This window comes from Desulfotalea psychrophila LSv54, assembly GCF_000025945.1.
GTDB classification, from domain to species: domain Bacteria; phylum Desulfobacterota; class Desulfobulbia; order Desulfobulbales; family Desulfocapsaceae; genus Desulfotalea; species Desulfotalea psychrophila.
Genome location: NC_006138.1, coordinates 486,941 through 507,472 on the forward strand (window position 1 = coordinate 486,941; position 20,532 = coordinate 507,472).

General features: G+C 47.8%; 18 protein-coding genes. 5 read left to right on the forward strand and 13 right to left on the reverse strand.

From position 1 onward, the window contains the following. Positions 1-82: 82 nt before the first annotated feature. Positions 83-1,513, reverse strand: a complete 1,431-nt coding sequence (gene panF / locus DP_RS02285) for a sodium/pantothenate symporter (RefSeq protein WP_011187705.1) — start codon at positions 1,511-1,513, stop codon at positions 83-85. Continuing rightward, positions 1,510-1,746, reverse strand: a complete 237-nt coding sequence (locus tag DP_RS02290) for a DUF997 family protein (protein WP_198408694.1) — start codon at positions 1,744-1,746, stop codon at positions 1,510-1,512. The genes panF and DP_RS02290 overlap by 4 nt, the downstream gene beginning before the upstream one ends. 329 nt (positions 1,747-2,075) lie before the next feature. On the opposite strand from DP_RS02290, the gene DP_RS02295 reads away from it, so the two are divergent. Next, positions 2,076-3,521, forward strand: a complete 1,446-nt coding sequence (locus DP_RS02295; protein ID WP_011187707.1) for a sensor domain-containing diguanylate cyclase — start codon at positions 2,076-2,078, stop codon at positions 3,519-3,521. Positions 3,522-3,651: 130 nt separating this feature from the next. On the opposite strand, the gene DP_RS02300 is transcribed toward DP_RS02295, so the two are convergent. The 5 genes from DP_RS02300 to DP_RS16530 all read right to left on the reverse strand — a co-directional run bounded on the left by DP_RS02300 (position 3,652) and on the right by DP_RS16530 (position 9,368). Then, positions 3,652-4,383: a Rossmann-like domain-containing protein gene (locus tag DP_RS02300; protein ID WP_011187708.1), complete on the reverse strand. Its 732-nt coding sequence runs from the start codon at positions 4,381-4,383 to the stop codon at positions 3,652-3,654. A 12-nt stretch (positions 4,384-4,395) separates the two neighbouring features. Next, positions 4,396-5,067: a molybdate ABC transporter permease subunit gene (locus DP_RS02305; RefSeq protein WP_156792185.1), complete on the reverse strand. Its 672-nt coding sequence runs from the start codon at positions 5,065-5,067 to the stop codon at positions 4,396-4,398. Between the two features lies 1 nt (position 5,068). Next, positions 5,069-5,791 (reverse strand): molybdate ABC transporter substrate-binding protein, encoded by a 723-nt coding sequence (gene modA, locus DP_RS02310; RefSeq protein WP_011187710.1) that lies wholly within the window; start codon positions 5,789-5,791, stop codon positions 5,069-5,071. 24 nt (positions 5,792-5,815) lie between these two features. Beyond that, positions 5,816-6,490, reverse strand: coding sequence for an ATP-binding cassette domain-containing protein (locus tag DP_RS02315; protein WP_041277525.1), 675 nt, complete (start codon positions 6,488-6,490; stop codon positions 5,816-5,818). An 886-nt stretch (positions 6,491-7,376) separates the two neighbouring features. After that, on the reverse strand, positions 7,377-9,368 hold the full coding sequence (locus DP_RS16530; protein ID WP_011187713.1) for a methyl-accepting chemotaxis protein: 1,992 nt from the start codon (positions 9,366-9,368) through the stop codon (positions 7,377-7,379). A 725-nt stretch (positions 9,369-10,093) separates the two neighbouring features. Here DP_RS16530 and DP_RS02325 point away from each other — a divergent pair. The 4 genes from DP_RS02325 to DP_RS02340 all read left to right on the forward strand — a co-directional run bounded on the left by DP_RS02325 (position 10,094) and on the right by DP_RS02340 (position 13,688). Further along, positions 10,094-11,209, forward strand: a complete 1,116-nt coding sequence (locus DP_RS02325) for a hybrid sensor histidine kinase/response regulator (protein WP_011187714.1) — start codon at positions 10,094-10,096, stop codon at positions 11,207-11,209. Continuing rightward, positions 11,199-12,596: a sigma-54-dependent transcriptional regulator gene (locus DP_RS02330; RefSeq protein ID WP_011187715.1), complete on the forward strand. Its 1,398-nt coding sequence runs from the start codon at positions 11,199-11,201 to the stop codon at positions 12,594-12,596. The genes DP_RS02325 and DP_RS02330 overlap by 11 nt, the downstream gene beginning before the upstream one ends. 134 nt (positions 12,597-12,730) lie before the next feature. Then, positions 12,731-12,919 (forward strand): hypothetical protein, encoded by a 189-nt coding sequence (locus DP_RS02335; protein WP_041277526.1) that lies wholly within the window; start codon positions 12,731-12,733, stop codon positions 12,917-12,919. Between the two features lie 76 nt (positions 12,920-12,995). Next, complete coding sequence (locus tag DP_RS02340) at positions 12,996-13,688, forward strand: DUF4126 domain-containing protein (RefSeq protein WP_011187717.1); 693 nt, start codon at positions 12,996-12,998, stop codon at positions 13,686-13,688. A 500-nt stretch (positions 13,689-14,188) separates the two neighbouring features. Here the strand turns inward: DP_RS02340 and DP_RS02350 are convergent, their stop codons facing one another. The 6 genes from DP_RS02350 to DP_RS02375 are packed head-to-tail and all read right to left on the reverse strand — an operon-like array spanning position 14,189 to position 20,528. Beyond that, positions 14,189-14,761, reverse strand: a complete 573-nt coding sequence (locus DP_RS02350) for a GTPase (protein WP_156792186.1) — start codon at positions 14,759-14,761, stop codon at positions 14,189-14,191. Positions 14,762-14,801: 40 nt separating this feature from the next. Further along, on the reverse strand, positions 14,802-15,746 hold the full coding sequence (locus DP_RS02355) for a radical SAM protein (RefSeq protein ID WP_011187720.1): 945 nt from the start codon (positions 15,744-15,746) through the stop codon (positions 14,802-14,804). Between the two features lie 2 nt (positions 15,747-15,748). Continuing rightward, complete coding sequence (hydG, locus tag DP_RS02360; protein WP_041277528.1) at positions 15,749-17,158, reverse strand: [FeFe] hydrogenase H-cluster radical SAM maturase HydG; 1,410 nt, start codon at positions 17,156-17,158, stop codon at positions 15,749-15,751. Further along, the gene (locus tag DP_RS02365; protein WP_011187722.1) at positions 17,130-18,563 is read right to left on the reverse strand and encodes a sigma-54 interaction domain-containing protein; all 1,434 of its coding nucleotides are present in this window, start codon (positions 18,561-18,563) and stop codon (positions 17,130-17,132) included. The genes hydG and DP_RS02365 overlap by 29 nt, the downstream gene beginning before the upstream one ends. Then, the gene (locus DP_RS02370) at positions 18,550-19,152 is read right to left on the reverse strand and encodes a 4Fe-4S dicluster domain-containing protein (RefSeq protein WP_011187723.1); all 603 of its coding nucleotides are present in this window, start codon (positions 19,150-19,152) and stop codon (positions 18,550-18,552) included. Before DP_RS02370 ends, DP_RS02365 begins: the two co-directional genes overlap by 14 nt. Further along, positions 19,149-20,528, reverse strand: a complete 1,380-nt coding sequence (locus tag DP_RS02375; RefSeq protein ID WP_156792187.1) for a [FeFe] hydrogenase, group A — start codon at positions 20,526-20,528, stop codon at positions 19,149-19,151. The genes DP_RS02370 and DP_RS02375 overlap by 4 nt, the downstream gene beginning before the upstream one ends. Positions 20,529-20,532: the final 4 nt, after the last annotated feature.

Consider the following 20,532-nt stretch of genomic DNA (forward strand, 5'->3'; position numbering starts at 1 on the left):
TTTATGGCCTGTGATTTATCGCCTTTCCCTAAGGCCTGTCAGAAAATAAGATAAACATCTTATCTTGTAACAGCCTTTAAGATCACTCTCTCTTCTTACCTGCACAGATCACCTGCACCAGCAAAAAGGCCAGAAGTGAGGCCAAAAGTGAGGAGACAATGGCATGCAAGCCAAAGATCTTTATCTTCAGGAATGTTTGAGGTAGATAAAATGCCAAGCCAAGTACCATACTAGCCAAAGCCGCCTGACTGGAGGCCGCCGGCCAAAAAAGGCCAAGAACAAGCGGCCATAAGAAGACCACCTGCAGGGCGCCAAAGGCCGCCATATTAAGCCAGATAATCATCTGCGGTGGATTAAGGGCGAGCAGAGTACAGACCCCCGCCACCACAATAGTTATCACTCTGGTCAGCCATTTTTGCTGGCCCTCACTTAAGCTGTAATTTCGAATGGCAAGATCATTCACCAGGGTAGATGTAGCCTGGAGCAACATTGAATCCACCGAAGACATGATGGCGGCAATGGGGGCAGCAAGGAGCAATCCCGCCACCCAGGGTGAAAACAGGCGGAGCATCAAGGTGGGCATAATCTCATCGGGACTGCTGAGCTCCGGCACCAGAGGTCGGCCAAGGGCACCAATAAGGTGAGGCAGGAAGGTGACAAGAGCTGTCACCGCAGTACCAAGCACCATGGCCCTGGCAATGGCCTTACCGTCTTTGGCAGCCATTACCCGAAGCACCGTATGAGGCAGGCCGATGGTTCCGAAACAGACCAAGATCCAAAAGGAGAAGAGGAAGGGCCAGGACATAAAGCCGCCTGCTCCATGGGGCTGAACAAGCCCTGGATCAATGCTCGCCATCTGCGAGGTAAGATTTGCCATACCACCACCATGAGCAAGCACTCCCAGCAGGAGAGCAACCATACCTGCCAGCATGATAAGTCCTTGGATGGCATCGGTATAACTTACAGCCCGAAATCCGCCCCAGAGGGTATAGACCACAACGGTTCCCACAAAGAGAAAGAGGCCATTTGCATAGGACATACCCACCATAACGTTGAGCAGACGAGCCCCACTGGTAAATTGGACCACAATCATACCTAAGAAACCGGCAACAAGACTCATGCCGGCAAGCCAGAGCAGGGCCTTTGAATGATAACGATCTCTGAAAATATCAAGTATGGTTACAGCCTTACTCTCTTTTGCCAGAGTCCAGAGACGGGGGCCTAAAACCCCCAGGGTCAGCATAACAACTGGCACCTGAATAACGGCAAGCAGTACCCAGCCCAGGCCAAAGGTATAGGCCGCCCCGGGACCACCGATAAAAGAGCTGGCACTGGTATAGGTAGCCACCAACGAGAGGGCCAGGACCCCCCCGCCCATAAACTGACCACCAAGAAAATATTTACGGGAAAAATCTTCATCTCCGCCAGCGCGGTTAGCTGCAAAACGAGAGACAAGAAGGGTCAAGACAAGATAGATGACAATCGAAACAAGAATCGGGTTCACAGAGATCAACGCTCAAGCAGAAGGAAATAGGCAGCAACCACCAACAGGGTGGGAGCCATTACACAGGAAAACCAAAACCATAGGGGTAATCCGGCAAACATCTCAGGTATCACCCTACCATCGGTTCCAAAAATAATTGGACCGAGCGCCCAAAGAAAACAGTAGGCAAAAGTCAAAAGCAGGGCCCTTGACGTCATCTTTTCAGACATAGAATTTTCCCCTTGGATTTTTTGTTTCTTCACAGAAAATATCTCCCTTTTTACAGAGCAGATGCTTATACCCTTACAAATTCTCCCAATAGCCACATTAACCGATGACTGTCAACAGAAAGTCTATGGCGAGAAGATAAGAAATTTTGTTCAAGACAGGGGACGGCCAAGGCCTAAGCCTAAATTCTATCATTTTCCAATATGATAAAACGGACAAAACCTCTTTAAGCCCTTATGGCTTTTAAAAACAATCTGATTGTAGGCGCCAACTTAATTTATTACACTCAATATTCATTTTTAATGATAAACAGCGGCCAACCCCCTCAACAGCCTTTACAACAACACCATCAAAGAGAGCTTTTGTGAATAATAAAAAATATTTTCTGGTGGGAGTCCTGACTCTTTTACTCCTTCTGGGCTTCATTACAACCTGTTTTGTCAGTTACTACGTGGCCCACAAATCCATCTCCGAGCAAATTGCCAAAACCACCCTGCCTCTGACCAGCGACAACATCTACTCAGAAATACAGAGGGACCTCCTTCGCCCTATTTTCATTTCATCACTGATGGCCAACGATACCTTCGTTCGCGACTGGGCCATGGAAGGGGAACAAAACGAGGAGGCTATCATTAAATATCTCAGCGAAATCCAGAAGAGATACGGCACAGTTTCCTGTTTCTTTGTCTCTGAAAAGACAGGAAGATACTACCATCCAGAAGGAGTTATAAGGCAAATCAGCCCGACAGACTCTCAGGATCAGTGGTATTACCGTCTGAAAAAAATAAAAGAGAGATATGAGGTAAATGTAGATGTTGACTCTGCGGACAAAAAATCCATGGTGATTTTCATTAATTACCAAATGTATGACTATAGCGGCAATTATATCGGGGCCACGGGCGTAGGCCTGGAGGTTAACTCCGTTATAGATCTGATAAATACATATCAAAATCGATATGGAAGAAGGGTATTTTTCGCAGACATGGAAGGAAATATCAGGCTACGGAGTAGTCAGGATGGCGGACCAAAAAATATTCGCCAGCTAGATGGGATTTCAGCACACACCACCAGAATACTCACCACACCCAGCAGCAGCATCTCCTATAAACGCCAGGGAAAAACCGTTTACCTCAATAGCCGTTTTGTCCCTGAGTTTAAATGGATTCTTCTGGTGGAGCAGGTAGAGGATCCACTGGAAACGCGGCTCTTTAATACCCTGATGATAAACCTTGGCATCAGTCTTATCATCACCGGCATAATATTGTTTTTCGCCTACCTGACCATTGGCGGCTACCAGAGAAAGTTGGAAGAGATGGCCACAACCGATAGTTTAACGGGAATAGCAAATAGACAAATATTTGATATTCTCTTTAACCAAATGTCCAAGCACAGCAGGCGACAGGGATGGCCATTATCCGCCATTATGTTTGATCTGGATCACTTTAAAAAGATAAATGACAGCTACGGACATCCTGCAGGAGATCTCATCTTAAAAGCTGTTAGCCAAATAGCTCAAAATATACTCCGCGATTCAGATATCCTCTGTCGCTGGGGAGGAGAGGAGTTTTTAATCCTCCTGCCAAATTGCAATACAGCTCAGGCTCAAGGAGTAGCTGAAAAAATCCGCCAAGGTCTCGAAACTGCCTCAGAATTAATTTACAATCAGCAGCTCATCTCCATTACGGCAAGCTTTGGCCTTACAACTCTTCAGGATTATGACAGCAAAGACGAATTGATCAAACGAGCGGATATTGCCCTCTATGCCGCCAAAGAAAATGGCCGAAACCGGGTTGAGGTGGCTCAGCTATAGACTAACGCAACAGAGCCGGACAAGCTCAGTAAGTCAACCACGAGGCGAAGCTCCAAATTTACCAACTCCTTCCCTCCCTTCTTTCGCAAGGGAGGGGAAGAAGATATCACCAGCCGCCTTTACAGGAGGGCTAGTTACTTTCACAGCAAAAACGTTTCAAGCCCAAGTGATCAGCGGCGGCAGCCACGGTTGTACCAAAGAAAAGTGTTGGTTTATCCTTAAGGATAAAATCACCAATGGTATCGTTGACAATGGTGGAACCGGTAGCCACAATCAGTTCAGCATCTGCAACGGCAGCAGCACTACTGTCCGGCCCCTCAATGACAACACCACACTTCTGATTACCAATATTATCTGGATCAAGATCCACTATTCTCAGGGTAAATTTTTCGGCCAAGGCTTCAATCAACTTGGGTTGATAACCAATTTGAGTAATGCGTACCTGGCCATACTTCTCCATGATATAGTCGGCCATCTTAGGAGCACAGATACTCGGGCCCTTATCCCGACAGTGGATGGTTCGATCTGTCTTACCCAAACTACGCTGAACCGCATTAAGACTGGCCACAAAGATCGCCCGACGAAAGTTATTATCCAATTTCATCTCAGCTATTTCACGAAGAGATGAACTAAAATCACCAAAGGTATCTGTAAAGGCCTGGCCCCGCTCATTGCGAAATTGAGCTTCCATAAGTTTTTCTTTGCCCCGTTGCAGGGGAAAATCATCACCCTCCGGGTTGCCAATGGCCTCCTCCGTGCTCAGGGTACGGGCCGTTATAGCAATACTCTCACCGAGAATTCCCTCCTTCATCCATATTTCCCGGGCCTCTGCCTGCAACTGATTCAAGATTGGTCTGTTCATGAAAAATCCTTATTATGTGTTAGATATTTTTTTCAGGGCAATAAACATAGCTACAGATGCAGACCCTATTATAAGAGAGAGCACCACAGCCCTCTCAAATTCTCCATTAAAAACAGCATTGTATATTTCTAAAGAGAGGGTATTTGTTCTGCCAATAACATTGCCACCAAGCATAAGGGTAATGCCAACTTCCCCCAAGGAACGGCCCATGGCCAAGAGCATCCCGGTCACAATACTGCCCTTAACATAGGGAATGAGTACTCGAATCAGTATGGTCGTTTCCGATTTGCCAAGCACTGCCGCAACTTCAGAGAGCCGAGTGGCCTCAGCCGAGGCCAGGGCAGTCTGTACCGGTTTTATGGCAAGGGGCAGGCCGGCAATAAAGGCAGCGATAACTAAACCGGGAAAGCTAAAAATAATCCTCTCCCCGAGGAGACTGGCAAATGGTCCCTGTCGGCCAAGTAAGAGAAGAAGGGCAAAGCCCGTTGCTATAGGTGGAAACACCAGCGGAAAGGTTACAGCGGTATCAACAACATTCTTCAACACCCCACGTGAACGCGCAAGCCAACAGGCCAGAGGCACACTTAAGAAGAGCTGCATAAAGCCAGAGACAAGCAGGACACGAGCCGAAAGGGCAAGCGGGTCCAGAGTCTCACTATCTGAGAGAATAGCAAAAAATCCCATCCTACATTCCATGTTCGGCTACTATCTTACGAGCCCCTTCCGTATCAAGAAAACTCAAAAAATCTGCACACGCCTCTATTTTGACAGAGCTTGCCATCTCGCCCACAACAATTTTAATAGGCAGGTAGGCCTTTTCATCAACGATGGTATAACCGCCTATGCTTTTTTCAATCTTACGGGCATGGGTAAGGTTGATAAATGCAAAATCAACTTCACCGGCGACAATATATGATCCTGCCTGAGGTACTGTGGAAACCACAAGAATATTTGGTTTTGCCCCATCGTAAACCCCCTTGTTTTTCAGATACTCTATGGCCGCCTTGCCATAAATAGCACGGGAGGTATCAGGAATAGCAATGCGGCTTACATCGCTTGCAAGTAAATCATTTGCCCCCGTGAAATGAGATCCCTTGGGATAAGCTACCACCAATTTTCCCCGTCCCACCAAGGTGGTGGTGGCAAAGCCAAGCTTGGCCCTTTTAAAAAAAGAGGCATCACCCAAGACCAGATCTACAGCGCCGCTTACCCGAGCCTGAGCAATTACCCGAGCCATATTTCCATAGATAAGTTCTACCTTATTCCCTGTTTGAGCATGATAGGCATCAACAAGGTCATCAACAACGGAACGATATCCCGCTCCAGAGGCAAGGACCACTGCTGCCTGGGAGGAGAGGGGGAGGGCCAACAAAAACATTAACAACAAGGATAGGCTACGAACACGCATGAAAAATTCTCCACTTATTCAATATTATTGGGATAATTGGACCGCTCTAAGGTTTTTTTGCCTCTCCAGCCACTGCGGAGCAAGCCGTCCCTCCTCGACTACACAAATATCATCGGCAAGATAAAAGGCCTCTTCCAAATCGTGGGTAACATGGATTACCGGAATATTAAGGATCTCTTTTATTTTTTTAAGTTCGCCACGAAGATTGGTTCTGGTGGCCACATCTAAAGCAGAGAAAGGCTCATCGAGCAGAAGCAGGGCCGGTTTACGGGCAAGGGCCTGACAGAAGGCAACCCGTTGCCGCTCCCCACCGGAAATCCCAGCAGGCCTGCGCTCAGCGATATGGTCAACACCAAATCGAACCAAGAGCTCCTGAACGCAATCTTTATCGACGGCGGCAAAGGCCACATTTTTTCTAACCGTGAGATGAGGGAAAAGGGTATATTCTTGGAAGACAAGACCAACACCTCGATCTTGAGGAGGTATACAGAGATTATTGCAGGTATCATTCCACAGCACTCCGTCAAGGGAAACGGTGCCATGATCAGGACGTTCAAGACCGGAAATAATCCTTATCAAGGTACTTTTTCCAGCACCGGATGGACCAACAATGGCGGTAAGAGATCCCGCAGGACAGACCAGAGAGAGGTCCAGGGTAAAATTTGCCAGCTTCTTACGGATATCCAAACAGAGAGTCATAAACAATTACCAATTCCCAAAAAATGCCATCAACAATAGAAGTAGTAAGAAATACAACTTAAATAACATTTTGCAAGATATAATAAAAACAACTGGGCCACAAAGTACCACTCTGTGGCATCAATTTAATTATGGCAAGTTAACTCTTTTATTCGTTACGGAAAAACTTCTTATTTACAGCTATTAGATGAGAAAACAAGAGATTAGACTAAAGCCTTAACCAAACAATAACAAATTCGCCAATAAAAACATCACCGCAAGTCTTAGCCAGAGATCAGCTAAAAGGAAATTGTCGAACGACCATTTAGGACAGGAGCCAATTATCTCTCTATAAAATGTACGGGAGAGGGAGACAGAAACAAACAGCCATTTACTGGCTGGGCACAAAAGAAGAAGCCCCCTGACAATCGCCACAAAGATCATTCTCAAGGCAGGGCCACGCTCGTTACGCTACCTCAAACCGACGGCCAAGACCATCTTGGTCGTCAACTACCCTGGAGGATCTCCACAGAAAAAGCTCTCACAGCCAGTACCAGCTGCAAGTGCTCATTATAAAAAACTGACAAAAAAGCTCATCTCTTACGGGTGGCAAAGATACCCCCCGGTTCATGGAGATTCTCAAGCAGAAATACAATGAGACAGGGCAACACTACTGATAAAATGCATGCACCCAGCAATAGACGACAGGTCGTAAGAGCCAAGTAGCCCTAGCGCTCACAGCTCTTATAATAAAAAAATGTGGGATTCCAGTGTGTTTTGCCGACCCAGAAAGGGACGACAAAAAAGCAGACAAAGGAGAGTAGCCAACCATAATTGGCTATTGAGCAAACAACTGCCAAGAATCGCAGTAGAAAGAACTGCGATTCTCGGGGGTGGGGAGCAGTCGCTAAGCCACCTTAAACCTGCTGACTAGCCTGGCCAACCCCTCGGCAAGCATTGACAGCTCTATGGCATTCTCTTTAACATTCCGACTTCCCTGATTGATCTCTTCTGAATCTGATCTAATTATAGTAATTTCCGCTGTCACCTCGCGACTGGCAGTGGAGCTCTCAGCGACATTTCCACTTACCTCGACAATACCAGATGAGGCCTGAACAATATTTTCTGCAATTTCAGAACTTACCGCAGATTGTTCTTCAACAGCTGTGGCAATAGAGTATATGACCTCATTCACCTCTGTTATCACCTCAGTGATTGTCTCGATGCCTGTAATCGAACCCGTTGTTGTCTTCTGCATCTCCTCTATCTGATGCCTGATATCAACGGTTGCCTCGGCCGTCTGCTTGGCAAGATCCTTTATCTCATTAGCCACAACCGCAAAACCCTTACCCGCATCACCGGCTCGCGCTGCCTCAATGGTGGCATTAAGGGCAAGCAGGTTAGTCTGCTCAGATATCTCAGTAATTGTCTCAGTAACCCTACCTATCTTGTTGGCCGCAGCCCCAAGCGCACCCATATTCGACGAGGTGTCAATGGATTGCTGCACTGCCTGTTCAGATATGTTTTTAGCCTTAGCGGCATTCTGAGCGATCTCGTTCACCGTTGCTGTCATCTCTTCCGTGGCCGTAGCAACCATACCAACATTACCAGCCGACTGTTCCATTGCTGCCGAGACTGAGCTCATATTCACACTCATCTGTTCAGCTGCAGAGGCAACATTTATGGCACGACTAGAGGTGTTCTCGGCATTACCAGAGAGTTGCGCTGAAACGGCAGAAAGCTCGGTTGAGGCGGAGGCAAGAGCTGATATATCTTCGACTATCTCCTTAATCATTGTCCCAAGCCCAGCCACCATTCTGTTCAGGGCATGAGCCATCCTGCCAATTTCATCCTCTTGAGCAATATCAAGATGAGAGGAGAAATCTCCACTGGCAAGAACATCCACATAATCCATCATCTTCCCAACAGGCCCCGTAATAGACCTGGTAATAAGCAGGGCTGCGACAAGGCCTATAAGAAGTGCTATTGCAGAGGTCAGCAATGCTATCATAATAGTCTGCTTACTCTTTGCCTGAACGGCAAGGCCAAGCTGATCCTGTTCCGCCTTGAGGGATAGTTTTAACTCTCTAATAATAAGCGACATCTTCGGGCCCATCTTTGCGAGAGTCCCTGAGATTATCCTGTTACACGTGTGTGTATCGGCAACCACTTTTTTAAAACCAGAAAGATACTCCTCTGCATCCCTGCTCATATCTGCATTCATTTTTTTTAGGATTGGATCCTGCAGTAGCCTCTGCAAACGTTCTGCCCCTGACAAAAGAGCAGAAATTTCATCCAAAACAAGCTCTTCATCCAAGTTACTGCTGGTCTTTAAAAATTTAGTAACATAGAGTCTTCCCAAGAGCATATGGCGAAGAAGGACAGCTGCCTCATAGCCTGTCGCAGCATCACCCTTATCTTTAGCAGAAACCATTAAAGCTGAAAGTTGTTTTTCCATACTTGCACCCTGCACGGCAAGCTCATTCTTAACAAGACTGTCACGCTTTTGAGTCAGACTAACAAGCTGGGAAAATGCCTGGTCGTAACGAGCAAAATCAGCCTCATACCTCTCCACGAGTTTGCCCCGTTCAGGGCTAACCATTCGCTCACGGGCCTCTCTAAGAAATGAACCCATTTCTTCTTTATATTTTAGATAAATGGCAACATCTTTCTCACTTGATGTCGTAATAAATCCCTTGACCCCCATACGCATCGTCAGCATATTTGCCTGCAGGCGACCAACGAGATTGGTCTCGTCCGCCATGACCCTATAGGTCACGAAATTATCCGCCAAAGACCCCAACCCCTGCCAGGCAACGGAGGAGACCAGTAGCAAAAGAACAAGAACGGCCCCAAAGCCTGTGCCAATCTTAGTCGCTAAATTCATTTTATTAAACATTACTCACTCCACTCGTGTTTTCTACATAGCATACCAAACCTCTTAGGACACCCTAAGAATAGACTACCGATATTGCACTAAGCGTACCAATTGACATACCAGCCTACAAAAACCTGAAAAATAACAATAAAACAATGATATAGACAGGAGTAAACTTGCCATTGGCCCTTAACTATCTCAGCTGTTGACCAGCTGAGATGGCTAAGGGGAAAAATGAAGGCAAAAAGACCTCCCTAAAAACCAATAACAGCAGGAAAACCCTTCTCATTGCTCAACAACCAGTCAATAAAACGCCTAATAAACAGAGAAAACAGAAGATCCTTTTGAAGGTGGCAAAAAAGCCTCCTTGCATCGCCTCCCCCTTGCCAAAATAAATTCTGAACCAATATCAAATTATTACAGCCTGTATTTTCGATGAATTAATGAACATTCTACCTTGACCATAATGGCCAAATAACGTTATTTTACCGCAAAATTTCTGAGGCTATTAATATGCAAGAGACATGAGAAGGACCAGCCACTATTTGCATTAAAGATTCCACCACAGCCTGATAGTGCACTGAAACTAGCCAGACCATAGACCAGCCCCCAAGGTAGGTAACTGCTTCTCTGCACCTTTATGTCAATTACAGTGGTAATTGCTATAATGGGTCTAAGGCCTTTACCCCAAAATGCTTGGCCTCACCGCTTAACCCCATAATTATGCTTTATAATGTGATAGAATTATGAAAGAAAAAATAGCTGCCCACGACGCTGGGGAGAAGATGTTACTGGAACACAAATATCTGCAATCACTTCGTCTCATAACAAGGGGAGTAAGCCACGAATACAACAATATATTCACCGGATTATCTGGGCAATTTCAATTACTCAATAAAGAGATCAAAACAGATGACAATCATCACAGAGCCCTGATATCGGAACTTTTAGAACGTGGTTGCCAAAAGACCTCTCTCCTCCATGATTTTTCCAGATATAGTTCAGAGAAAAAAGAGCTGCACTCAGTGATTCAAGCGGCGGAGATGGCCATTGAATTCCTGGACACAATCTCCAACTCGCACCATTTTACCCTGGAAAGAGGAGAAAACCTCCCGCGACTGCAGTGCTCCATGAAAGAAATTACCATGGCAATATTTTATCTGGGAGAAAATGCTATTGAGGCAATGCCAGGTGGGGGAACTATTCGAATAGTAATCAGCACCGACACTGTCCAGACGGGTTTTCTCTCCATCGCTGTCATTGACCGCGGCCGAGGCATAGCCCCTGATATTGAGCATGACCTGTTTAAACCATTTATCAGTAGCAAAAATTCTTCAGCAGAAGTCTGCGGTCTTGGATTGTACGCAACCCACTCTATCATGCAACAACACCAGGGCACTGTCTCTATTTCACAAGATAAAGACACCGTTGCCACCATCAGCCTGCCATACGAACAAGGGCAAGAGAAACAGGCACCGATGCCCACTCCCCCCCTTATGCAAAGAGACAATCAGGCAAAGCAGATATTTTTTATTATTGAGGATGACAATGCCCTGCGTGACTTTATCTCCACAGGCCTGCAACGACACGGCCATATAGTCTTCTCAGCTGCAAGCTGTGCCGAGGCCGTGGAGGAGTTTAAATTTGTCCACGAGATGATCACCGTCATCCTGCTTGATATCGGTTTAAACGACTGTGATGGTTTCAGCTGTCTTGAAAAAATAGTGCAAATAGATATGCCGAAGCAGATAGTATTCATGTCAGGCGGAGAGATCACAGAGAAGATGAAATATGGTGCCAGGTTCCTGCAGAAGCCATTCACCATAAAACAGATTGAGGAACTTATATCGCATGCCGAATAAGACGCTAACGAATCACAAATCTGCCCGGGCACTTGTCGTTGATGATGAGACTACAATAGCAGATTTTATCGATGATACCCTCACGGCCCAAGGCTATCAGGTGCAATCCTTCTCCGATTCAAAGGCGGCATATGGTATTGCCAGTGCACAGGATTTTGATATTGCCCTGGTGGATATCAGTATGCCGGGAATAAGCGGGGCACAGCTCTCAAAAAAAATACGAGAACGATCTCCCCAAACAGAAATTATTATCATTACAGGCGTTCCAGACCAGGAAAATCTTGAACCATTTCTTAAAATGGGCCTTACCCAATTCCTCTTCAAACCCTTTAATCGGTCACAGCTAGCCTACTCAGTCTATGCGGCAATGCACTTCAAGAGGCTCCGAGGTAAATATCTGACCATAGCAGCAGAGACACAGGGAAGTAGCCTCACGGGAATGTCTCGCTCTATACGAAACATTCGTCAGGAAATACTCTCGGTGAGCAGAATCAATCTTTCGGTGCTTATCATGGGCGAATCCGGTACGGGAAAAGAGGTTATTGCCCACGATGTGCACAAGAACAGCGAGCGCAGCAAAAAACCATTTGTCCCCATTAACTGTGCAACTCTTGGTAGCCTGGCTGAATCTGAGCTCTTTGGACACGAACGGGGAGCTTTCACCGGCGCGACAAAAACAACCAATGGCTATATAGGTGCCGCCAATGGAGGAACTCTTTTTTTTGATGAGATAGGTGAGCTTGCCCCTGAAATCCAGGCAAAGCTTCTCCGTTTTCTCGACGACGGAGAATATAGAAGGGTTGGTAGTTCAGAGATCAGGCATGCCGATACCGGTATTATTGCCGCAACCAACAGAGACCTTAAAAATGTGCTGCGAGGGGAGCTTCCGCCAGACCTCTTCTTCCGCCTCTCCGGTTCCGTTATCCAGGTATCACCACTTCGAGAACGTAAAGCCGATATTTTACCACTTACCCGCCATTTTCTGACCCTCTTTGGCAATGCCAAAAACACCTTCTATGATCTTTCAGCGGAGGCATGCGCCCTTCTCATTGAAGAGGAGTGGCCAGGCAATACCAGGCAACTCAAGCAGGTACTCTACAAAATCTCCCAGACCTCAACCAACCCCCAATTATCCCTTGCCGATGTACAAAAAGCCCTGGGAAGAGACAGCAAGAAGCAGGAAATACGTACCTACAAAGAGGCAAAGCATGATTTTTTACTGGAGTTTAACAGAGGATATTTTATTACCCTCCTCTCTATAACTCGTGGAAGCCTGCAACAGGCCCTGCAGATAAGCGGCATGCATAAAAAGAATTTTTATACAAAAATAAAGCAACTTGGTGTTACGGTAAAAGATTTCTCCCCAAACAGGCAACAGAAAAGCTAAGCCAAGGTCTCCGAGCAGAGGGAAGATCACCTTTTTTGTGACAATAATCTCCCATGGGTTAAAATAGTTATTCTTCCCCATGGCAGCTTTCCCGGATGCCATCGGCAAAACGACTCAACCAACAGGAGACATCCATGAGTAATCCATTAGTTTCAGCTGAGGCAAGAGTGAAAAAGGCCCTTATTCTCCTCAGCGAACTTATCGAAAAGCAGCCAACAAGTCCGGTAAATAAGCTTCTGCAGAGGGTGGCGTTTGAATGTGATCTTACCCCCAAAGAGAGTGTCTCCCTCCAGCACCACTTTAATAAAAAAGAGAAGGGGTGACTTTTTAAATTAGTCCTTTTCACTAAAAGGCCATTTTTTCAAGATTGTCCGGTAACAACAGAGAGAGGATTATACGATGGACGCCTACCAACAACTCATAACCACCATTGCCCTGACCATGGGGGTCGCCTGGGCAAGTGGAATTAATCTCTATGCAACCATTGCCATGCTGGGAATTCTCGGTTCAACGGGCAATATCGATCTGCCGACTCAACTGCTGGTAGTGCAGGATCCACTGGTCATTGGCTCCGCCGCCATCATGTACTGTGTAGAATTTTTTGCAGATAAAACTCCAGGTCTTGATACAGGCTGGGATGCTATCCACTCCTTTATCAGAATTCCGGCAGGGGTGATGCTGGCAGCAGGCGCAGTTGGCGATGTCAGCACCCCGCTGGTAGTAGCCTCGGGAATTTTAGGCGGAACGATAAGCGGGGTCAGCCATAGCATAAAGGCAGGCAGCCGAGTACTGATCAATACCTCACCGGAGCCCTTCAGCAACTGGACGGCATCGGTATTGGAAGATGTAGCGGTAATCGCCGGTATATGGACAGCTATAAACTACCCACTCCTCTTTATCGGCCTCTTTATTCTCTTCATCATCCTCGCCATCTGGCTCCTCCCTAAGATCATGCGGGGAATTATCATCCTCCTGAAAAAAATCAGAGGATTTTTTGGAGCAACGCCAGAGCCAACCTCTCAGTATAAGCAGCCAGCCAGGGCAAATCCGCCAAAAAAGATAAAAAGAATTGGCCCTCCCGACAGAAAATGATACACCTCAGGCCCTAAAAAAAACAGGGGCCCTGCGCCTTTAAAATTGCCAGACCATAATTTATTATCGGAACCGACGCTGACAAAAAATTGATTCGACGAAGCATCTCTGCCCCGGGAGCAGGCACATAGGCTTGCAAAGGCTGACATAGAGATAAAATGCTCCTTACAGGTCTATGCAAACGCTCTCTCAGCAATAAAGTAGCCTTTGCGGATTCATGCAAGGGCTGTCTGCTCAATAAAATGGCCTTTGCGGGTTCATGCAAGGGCTGTCGGAGCAATAAAATGGTCTTTGCGGGTCTCCGCAAGGGCTCTCCGCTTAATAAAGTAGCCTTTGCTGGTTCACGCAAGGTCGTTTTATTAGCTTTGCGGATCTTTGCAAGGTCGTTTTATTAGTTTAGGACTTTGCGAGCTTCTTACTCTTCCAGATTTTCTGGAAAATCATAAGCTGCAGCAAAACAAAGTTCCTTCTGAATCTAATCAAGTAGCAGCTTCGGCAGCTCAACTCTGCTCACATCGTCTACGGCCTGATGAGACCAGGGGCGGGGCATGCTGGAATGAATCTGGCACATGGCTGATAAGAGTAGCCTTCAGGGCATCAATCCCCCTACCCTGCCGAGCGCTTACCGCCTGACAGGCAATTCCGTAAAGCCGGCAAAATTGTTCTATCTCCTGCGAGACAGGGTGAAGATCTATCTTGTTCTGAACAAGAATAAGGGGAACCTTTTGCCGCAGCAGCAGTTCAAGCTCCTGCATATCCCCTGTCGTAAGTCGTCCGCCTGCCACCACAAAGATAATCATATCGGAACGACTAACTATTTTTTTGCTTGCCTGGACCCGGAGAAGACCTAGCTCACCGCTATCGTCGGTGCCGACGGTATCGTAAAAGGTAACGGGCCCAAGGGGGAGCAACTCATAGTGCTTTAAAACAGGATCCGTCGTTGCTCCCTCCTGAGACGAAACGCTGGAGACCTGACCACAGAGGGCATTAAGCAGCAGAGATTTCCCCACATTGCGACGACCTAAAAGAGTAATAACAAGGCGCGAGGATCGTGCTGTTTGCCTATTGCTCATAGAGCCTCCTTCTGGATCTAAGACCATTATTTACCACCTTCTATACAACAGACGCCACTGAGATAGGCAAAGGGGGCCTCACCTTGGCGGGGTAAATTTGATAATTCCTGCCCACTCCCGGCAAGGGCATTGCCTCCATGATCACGTTACAACCATGGTCAAGGGCCTTTTCACGCTGACAGTCCACAACCTTTGGCCCAAGAAGAGAGGCAAGAGCGCTTGTGGCTGAAATATGGGCACGGGGATTACAGAGACGCAGGAGGGCAAGACAGCGATGGCTAAGATCGAGACTACCGGCAGCCATCTTCCCCAGGGGCGTTTGCGGATGAGGGACAAAGGGGCCTGCCGTAATCATATGCAACTCTAATTTTGAGAGAAACATGATATCAGCGGCTAAGAGGGCAAGGGGATCTTGATCTGGAGAGGGCAGACCGACAATACAGCCAGAGCCCGTTTCATAGCCAAGAGCCTGCAGATGCCGTAAACTTTGCAGACGACTGGCAAAGGAACAACCGGGGCGATAGCGGTTATGAAGCTGCCAATTTGTACTTTCAAGCTTAAGCAGATAACGATCTGCCCCCGCGCCCTTCCACAGGGCCAGGGTCTGACGGTCCTGCTCGCCGAGACAAAGGGTTATGGCAACCGAACTGGCAGCACGTATCTCGGCAATAAGCTCGGCAATATCTTCTGCCGAAAAGAAGCTATCCTCACCAGCCTGAAGGACCAGAGTCTCAAACCCCATCTCCACAGCATCACGGGCACAGGCGACGATCTCCTCTCTGCTCATTCGGTAACGCCTACCCGCATTGGCTCTGCGCAAGCCACAGTAGTGACAGTTACGCCGACAGTAGCTCGACAACTCAACAATGGCAAACAGATGAACAGAGCGACCAAAGCGAGCCACTGTCTGCTTCTTCGCCTCGGCAAAGAGCCAGCCATCGTGATGACCGGCAAGGAACTCCTCTATTTCTTTAAAGTTAAACATAATTAAATATACAGATCCCTCTCACCTGCCTCCATACGAGCAAGCTGAGCCATGAGCTGTTTCTTCACCGCCGGAGTAGAACTCTCCAGCTCATGGGCAATCTGCCTCATACCTGCCGCAAGGGTTGCAGGAGAAGCATAATCCTGTAGGTACTCATTAAAGGTCATGACCGAATTGGGATGACAAAATTTCTGGATAAACCCATCCTTGGCCAGGCTCATAAAATATTCACCGGTGCGTCCCGTCCGATAGCAGGCAGTACACCATGAGGGCATAAAGCCATGCTGTACCAGATCCAAAACAACATCGTCGAGGCTACGATGGTCCCCCACAGAGAACTGTTGACTGGTGGGCTGATCAGAGACGGGATTACTATAAGCCCCCGGATAGGTACGAGAAGCCGCACTAATCTGTGAAATACCAAGCTGAAGAAGCTCGGTGCGCATGGCAGCACTCTCCCGGGTACTCATTATCATACCGGTATAAGGCACTGCCAGACGCGTTATGGCAACGATCTTCTTAAAGGTATAATCAGAGATTGCATAGGGTGGAGCCAGAGAAATATCGGAGCCAAGCGCTGGTTCCAGACGAGGAAAAGAGATGGTATGCGGACCGGCCCCCCAACGCCTCTCCAGCTCTTCTGCATGCTTTAGCATAGAGAGCAGTTCAAAACGATGATCATAGAGGCCAAAGAGGACACCAATACCGACATCATCAATACCAGCCTCTTGGGCACGATCCATGGCCTGCAATCGCCACAGATAATTAGTTTTATTACCGGCAAGGTGCATCTTTTCATAGGTCGGCTGATGATAGGTCTCCTGAAAACATTGATAGGTACCAATCTTTGCCTGGTGAAGAAGTTTAAAACCTGCCACATCCAGGGGGGCACAGTTAATGTTGACCCGACGAATAGAACCACTCTTATCAGAGAGGGTCTCATAAACGGTGCCGACACTCTCTGCTATAAAAGTTGCATCAAGCTTGGGATGTTCTCCATAAACCAGAAGCAGTCGTTTTTGCCCACTATTTTCCAGGACACGCACATCACTGGCTATCTCTTCAGGGCTCAGGGTTTTACGAACAAGCTCCTTATTGGTGGCGTTAAAGCCGCAGTAGCGACACTGATTAACACATTCATTGGAGATATAGAGCGGAGCAAAGAGAACAATACGGTTGCCGTAGGTTGCCTGTTTTACCTGCTTGGCTGTCGCAAAAATTTCTGCATCAAGCTCGGCATTGTCATTTTCTAGAAGAATGGCAACATCCAGCAGGGAAAGCCCCTTCTTCTCCCCTGCCTTGGCCAGAATTTCTCGAACAAGGGAGGGCGCAGGCTGCTGGGCCTTATCAATAATACTCCACACCTGCTCTGCATCTATAAAATTATCTGTGGTATCCGGTTGTATTAGCATGATCTGTTCCTGGCGCCTGCATGGATGATGCCAGGCGGTTATAGAGAGTACGAATAGAGATGCCCAGAGTATGGGCAGCCTGTGTTTTATTGCCGCCACACTGCTTAATGGCAGACTCCACCTCTTCCTTGCTCACTCTTTTTTTTCTTAAAAGCGGCGCATGAACTGGCGGGGAAGGTGGTCGAAGATTCTCTTGACCATCTCCAAGGACGGTGAGACGATGAGCTATATGTTCCGGCAGGAGAAGGGGGGCATCAAACATAAAAGTTGCCCACTCCATAAGATTTTTTAATTCACGCACATTTCCCGGCCAGGGGTGCTGGAGGAGAAGTTGACAGGCAGCTTCACTTATATTGTGAAACTTCTTATGCCGTTTTTGTGAAGATTGGCGCAGGAGCATCCGAGCCAGGGGCAGTATATCTTCCCGCCGTTCCCGCAGGGCCGGGATGTATATATGTCCCACCTTAAGACGATAGTAGAGATCCTTACGAAAAGAGCCGTCGGCTACATGACTGTCAAAGTCAATATTAGTGGCGGCAATAACTCGAATATCGGTGGGAATATGACGCAGACCGCCAACACGATAAAAAGTTTTCTCTTCGAGGACCCGGAGGAGTTTTGCCTGCAACTCGGTGGGAATCTCTGCAATCTCATCAAGAAAGAGGGTTCCACCATGAGCACAGTCCAACTTACCCTGCTTACCACGACTAACAGCACCGGTAAAAGCTCCGGAATCATAGCCAAAAAGCTCACTTTCAAAGAGAGAGGGAGATATTGCCGTACAGTTGATATCAACAAATGGTAGCAGTGATTTACTCCGGCCAAAATGAATGATTTTAGCAATGATCTCTTTACCCACCCCCGTTTCACCTTCAATCAGGACCGGGATGGAGCGATCGGTATGATACATCTCCGCATGACGCACTACCTCCTGCATCTGGGCAGAAAAAAAGCCAAGCCCATATTGACCGAGGCCATCTACCACATTAACAGCTCCTTCTCTTCCCCCTCCGCTCAGACTGGCTGACACATTGGTTTCCCCCTCCTCGGCGGCAAGAATTACCCCCACGGACTGATACTCCACAATGCTTCCATCTGCCCGAAAGAGCCCCCTGTTGATATACTCAAGGTACTGAATCCTCCCATCCTTGCAGATAAATTTAGGCCGGGTCGTCACCTCCGCATTTTCCGGGGTTATGGAAAAAATATCGGCAATGATATCCTCCCGCTCATCCTCACTAAGAAAGGTGGCCAGATTACTGCCTATCATCTCATCAACCGTCTTTTCATAAAAATCAGCGCAAGCAGCGTTAACAAAGGTAATTGTCCCGTCAGCCTGAAAGGCACGAATGAGTTCATTCTTTTCTGGTAGCATCTGATCCGATACAACTTTACTCTGCGGCATAAATAAGGTCTCCCTGAGCAATAGCACAGTGCCCCAACTTGGAGGCGGCTCTCTGCCGTTTTGATGTCACATTCCCACGCAGGCCGGAAGCAGGCACCAGACTGAGGGCTTCGGCTGGACAGATGGCAACACAGGCAGGCTGATCATGGCCTGCACAGAGATCACACTTTGAAACGACAAAAAAAGATTTCTGCTGTGCCTCTTCCCCACCCTCTACTTGCCCTGAATCCTCGGTGAGCAGGAGTTGATTCCTGGTCGTCTCAACAATCTGTATTGCCCCAAAGGGACAGGCGAGGAGACAACTCTTACACCCTACACAGAGTTCAGCGATAACATCAATATGAGATTCTCTCTGAACTATTGCCCCTACCGGACAGGCGTTTGCACAGGGAGAGTCTTCACACTGCCGACACTGCACGGGCACCGTCACCTCTGCCACCTTAACCAGGTTGAGGCGGGAAACAAATGGCGTATTCCGAGCAATAAGTTCTCCTGCGGGCAGATCCTCATGGGCGCGGGCACAGGCAACCATACAGGCCTGGCAACCAATACAGAGACGGGCATCCCCCAAGACAAAGGAGTTCATCATTGCCTCCTCTGTAATGTATGATCGGTATGGAGCAGCTCATGGGCCTGATGGCCAAGGGGCTCACCTAAAAACTTCTCGTACAGTTTCTTTATCTCTGGATTTTCATGGGACTTACGAACAGGAAGGGCTTTATCATGGGAATATAATCCTGCTCTTCGTCCTGCATGCGCCTCTAGCACCTGGCTAGGCAGAAGAGTTTTCGGTTGCCCTCCACCGCTTACACAACCCATGGGACAACACATCACCTCCATAAACTGGAAGTCCGCCTCACCAGCTCGTACCTGCTCTAACAGGGGCGCAATATCGGCAAGCCCCGCAGCTATGGCAACTCGGAGTTCCACCCCCTCGTGCTGAACAGTGGCAAAGCGTACCCCCTCTCCACCCCGGACATAGTCCAACTCAACACTCGGCAGTGGTTTTCCCGTAAGTACCTCACAGGCACTGCGAAGGGCCGCCTCCATTACCCCACCCGTGGTGCCGAAAATATTACCGGCTCCGGAATAACAGCCCAAAGGATTATCAAACTCCGCATCTGCCAGGGCGAGAAAATCAATCCCCACATGCTTGAGTAGCTGAGCAAGTTCCCGAGTGGTAATAACAAGATCAACATCGCGATAACCGCTGGCAGCCATCTCCGGCCGCTCACACTCAAACTTCTTGCAGGTACAGGGCATAACGGCAAGACTGAATATCTTTTCAGGGGCAATACCAGCCTCTTGGGCCCCATAGGTTTTAAAGAGGGTGCCCGCCATCTGTTGCGGCGATTTACAGCTGGAGAGATGCTCAAGCAGATCGGGATATTGGTCTTCGACAAACTTCACCCAACCGGGACAACAGGAGGTAAACATGGGAAGCTTACCCTGCCCTCCTATCCGGGCAATAAGTTCAGCACCCTCCTCCATGATGGTGAGGTCAGCAGCAAAGTTGGTATCATATACCTTGGTAAAGCCCAGGGCATGAAGAGCAGCAGCCAGTTTCCCGGGAGTAAGAGAGCCATAGGGCATGCCAAACTCTTCACCAAGTGCAACCCGGACTGCGGGAGCACATTGAACAAAGGTAGAGACTTCATCGTCAGCAAGTGCTGCCAGAAGGGGAAATATATCACCCCGATAGTGAGCGGCAAAGAGAGGTTCGACAACCGTGGCCAGCATACCGCGATTTTGCAAACGCTTACCACGACCAGTGGCATAGCTCATAAGATCCGAATCGTAACCACTGCATATCTGCACACACTGACCACAGAATATGCAGGCATCTGTGTCTATCTGATGAGCTCTATTAAGTCTGCCGGAGATAGCCCCGACAGGGCAAACCTCCTTACATCTGCCACAGCCTGTACAGAGTTCCTGATCGATGGAAATAATAGCTTTTGTCATTATA

Coding starts and splice junctions, on each gene's coding strand:
- DP_RS02300 (WP_011187708.1), bottom strand. CDS start 4,383: ATGAACAGACCAATCTTGAATCAGTTGCAGGCAGAGGCCCGGGAAATA.
- DP_RS02305 (WP_156792185.1), bottom strand. CDS start 5,067: ATGGGATTTTTTGCTATTCTCTCAGATAGTGAGACTCTGGACCCGCTT.
- modA (WP_011187710.1), bottom strand. CDS start 5,791: ATGCGTGTTCGTAGCCTATCCTTGTTGTTAATGTTTTTGTTGGCCCTC.
- DP_RS02315 (WP_041277525.1), bottom strand. CDS start 6,490: ATGACTCTCTGTTTGGATATCCGTAAGAAGCTGGCAAATTTTACCCTG.
- DP_RS16530 (WP_011187713.1), bottom strand. CDS start 9,368: ATGTTTAATAAAATGAATTTAGCGACTAAGATTGGCACAGGCTTTGGG.
- DP_RS02325 (WP_011187714.1), top strand. CDS start 10,094: ATGAAAGAAAAAATAGCTGCCCACGACGCTGGGGAGAAGATGTTACTG.
- DP_RS02330 (WP_011187715.1), top strand. CDS start 11,199: ATGCCGAATAAGACGCTAACGAATCACAAATCTGCCCGGGCACTTGTC.
- DP_RS02335 (WP_041277526.1), top strand. CDS start 12,731: ATGAGTAATCCATTAGTTTCAGCTGAGGCAAGAGTGAAAAAGGCCCTT.
- DP_RS02340 (WP_011187717.1), top strand. CDS start 12,996: ATGGACGCCTACCAACAACTCATAACCACCATTGCCCTGACCATGGGG.
- DP_RS02350 (WP_156792186.1), bottom strand. CDS start 14,761: ATGAGCAATAGGCAAACAGCACGATCCTCGCGCCTTGTTATTACTCTT.
- DP_RS02355 (WP_011187720.1), bottom strand. CDS start 15,746: ATGTTTAACTTTAAAGAAATAGAGGAGTTCCTTGCCGGTCATCACGAT.
- hydG (WP_041277528.1), bottom strand. CDS start 17,158: ATGCTAATACAACCGGATACCACAGATAATTTTATAGATGCAGAGCAG.
- DP_RS02365 (WP_011187722.1), bottom strand. CDS start 18,563: ATGCCGCAGAGTAAAGTTGTATCGGATCAGATGCTACCAGAAAAGAAT.
- DP_RS02370 (WP_011187723.1), bottom strand. CDS start 19,152: ATGATGAACTCCTTTGTCTTGGGGGATGCCCGTCTCTGTATTGGTTGC.
- DP_RS02375 (WP_156792187.1), bottom strand. CDS start 20,528: ATGACAAAAGCTATTATTTCCATCGATCAGGAACTCTGTACAGGCTGT.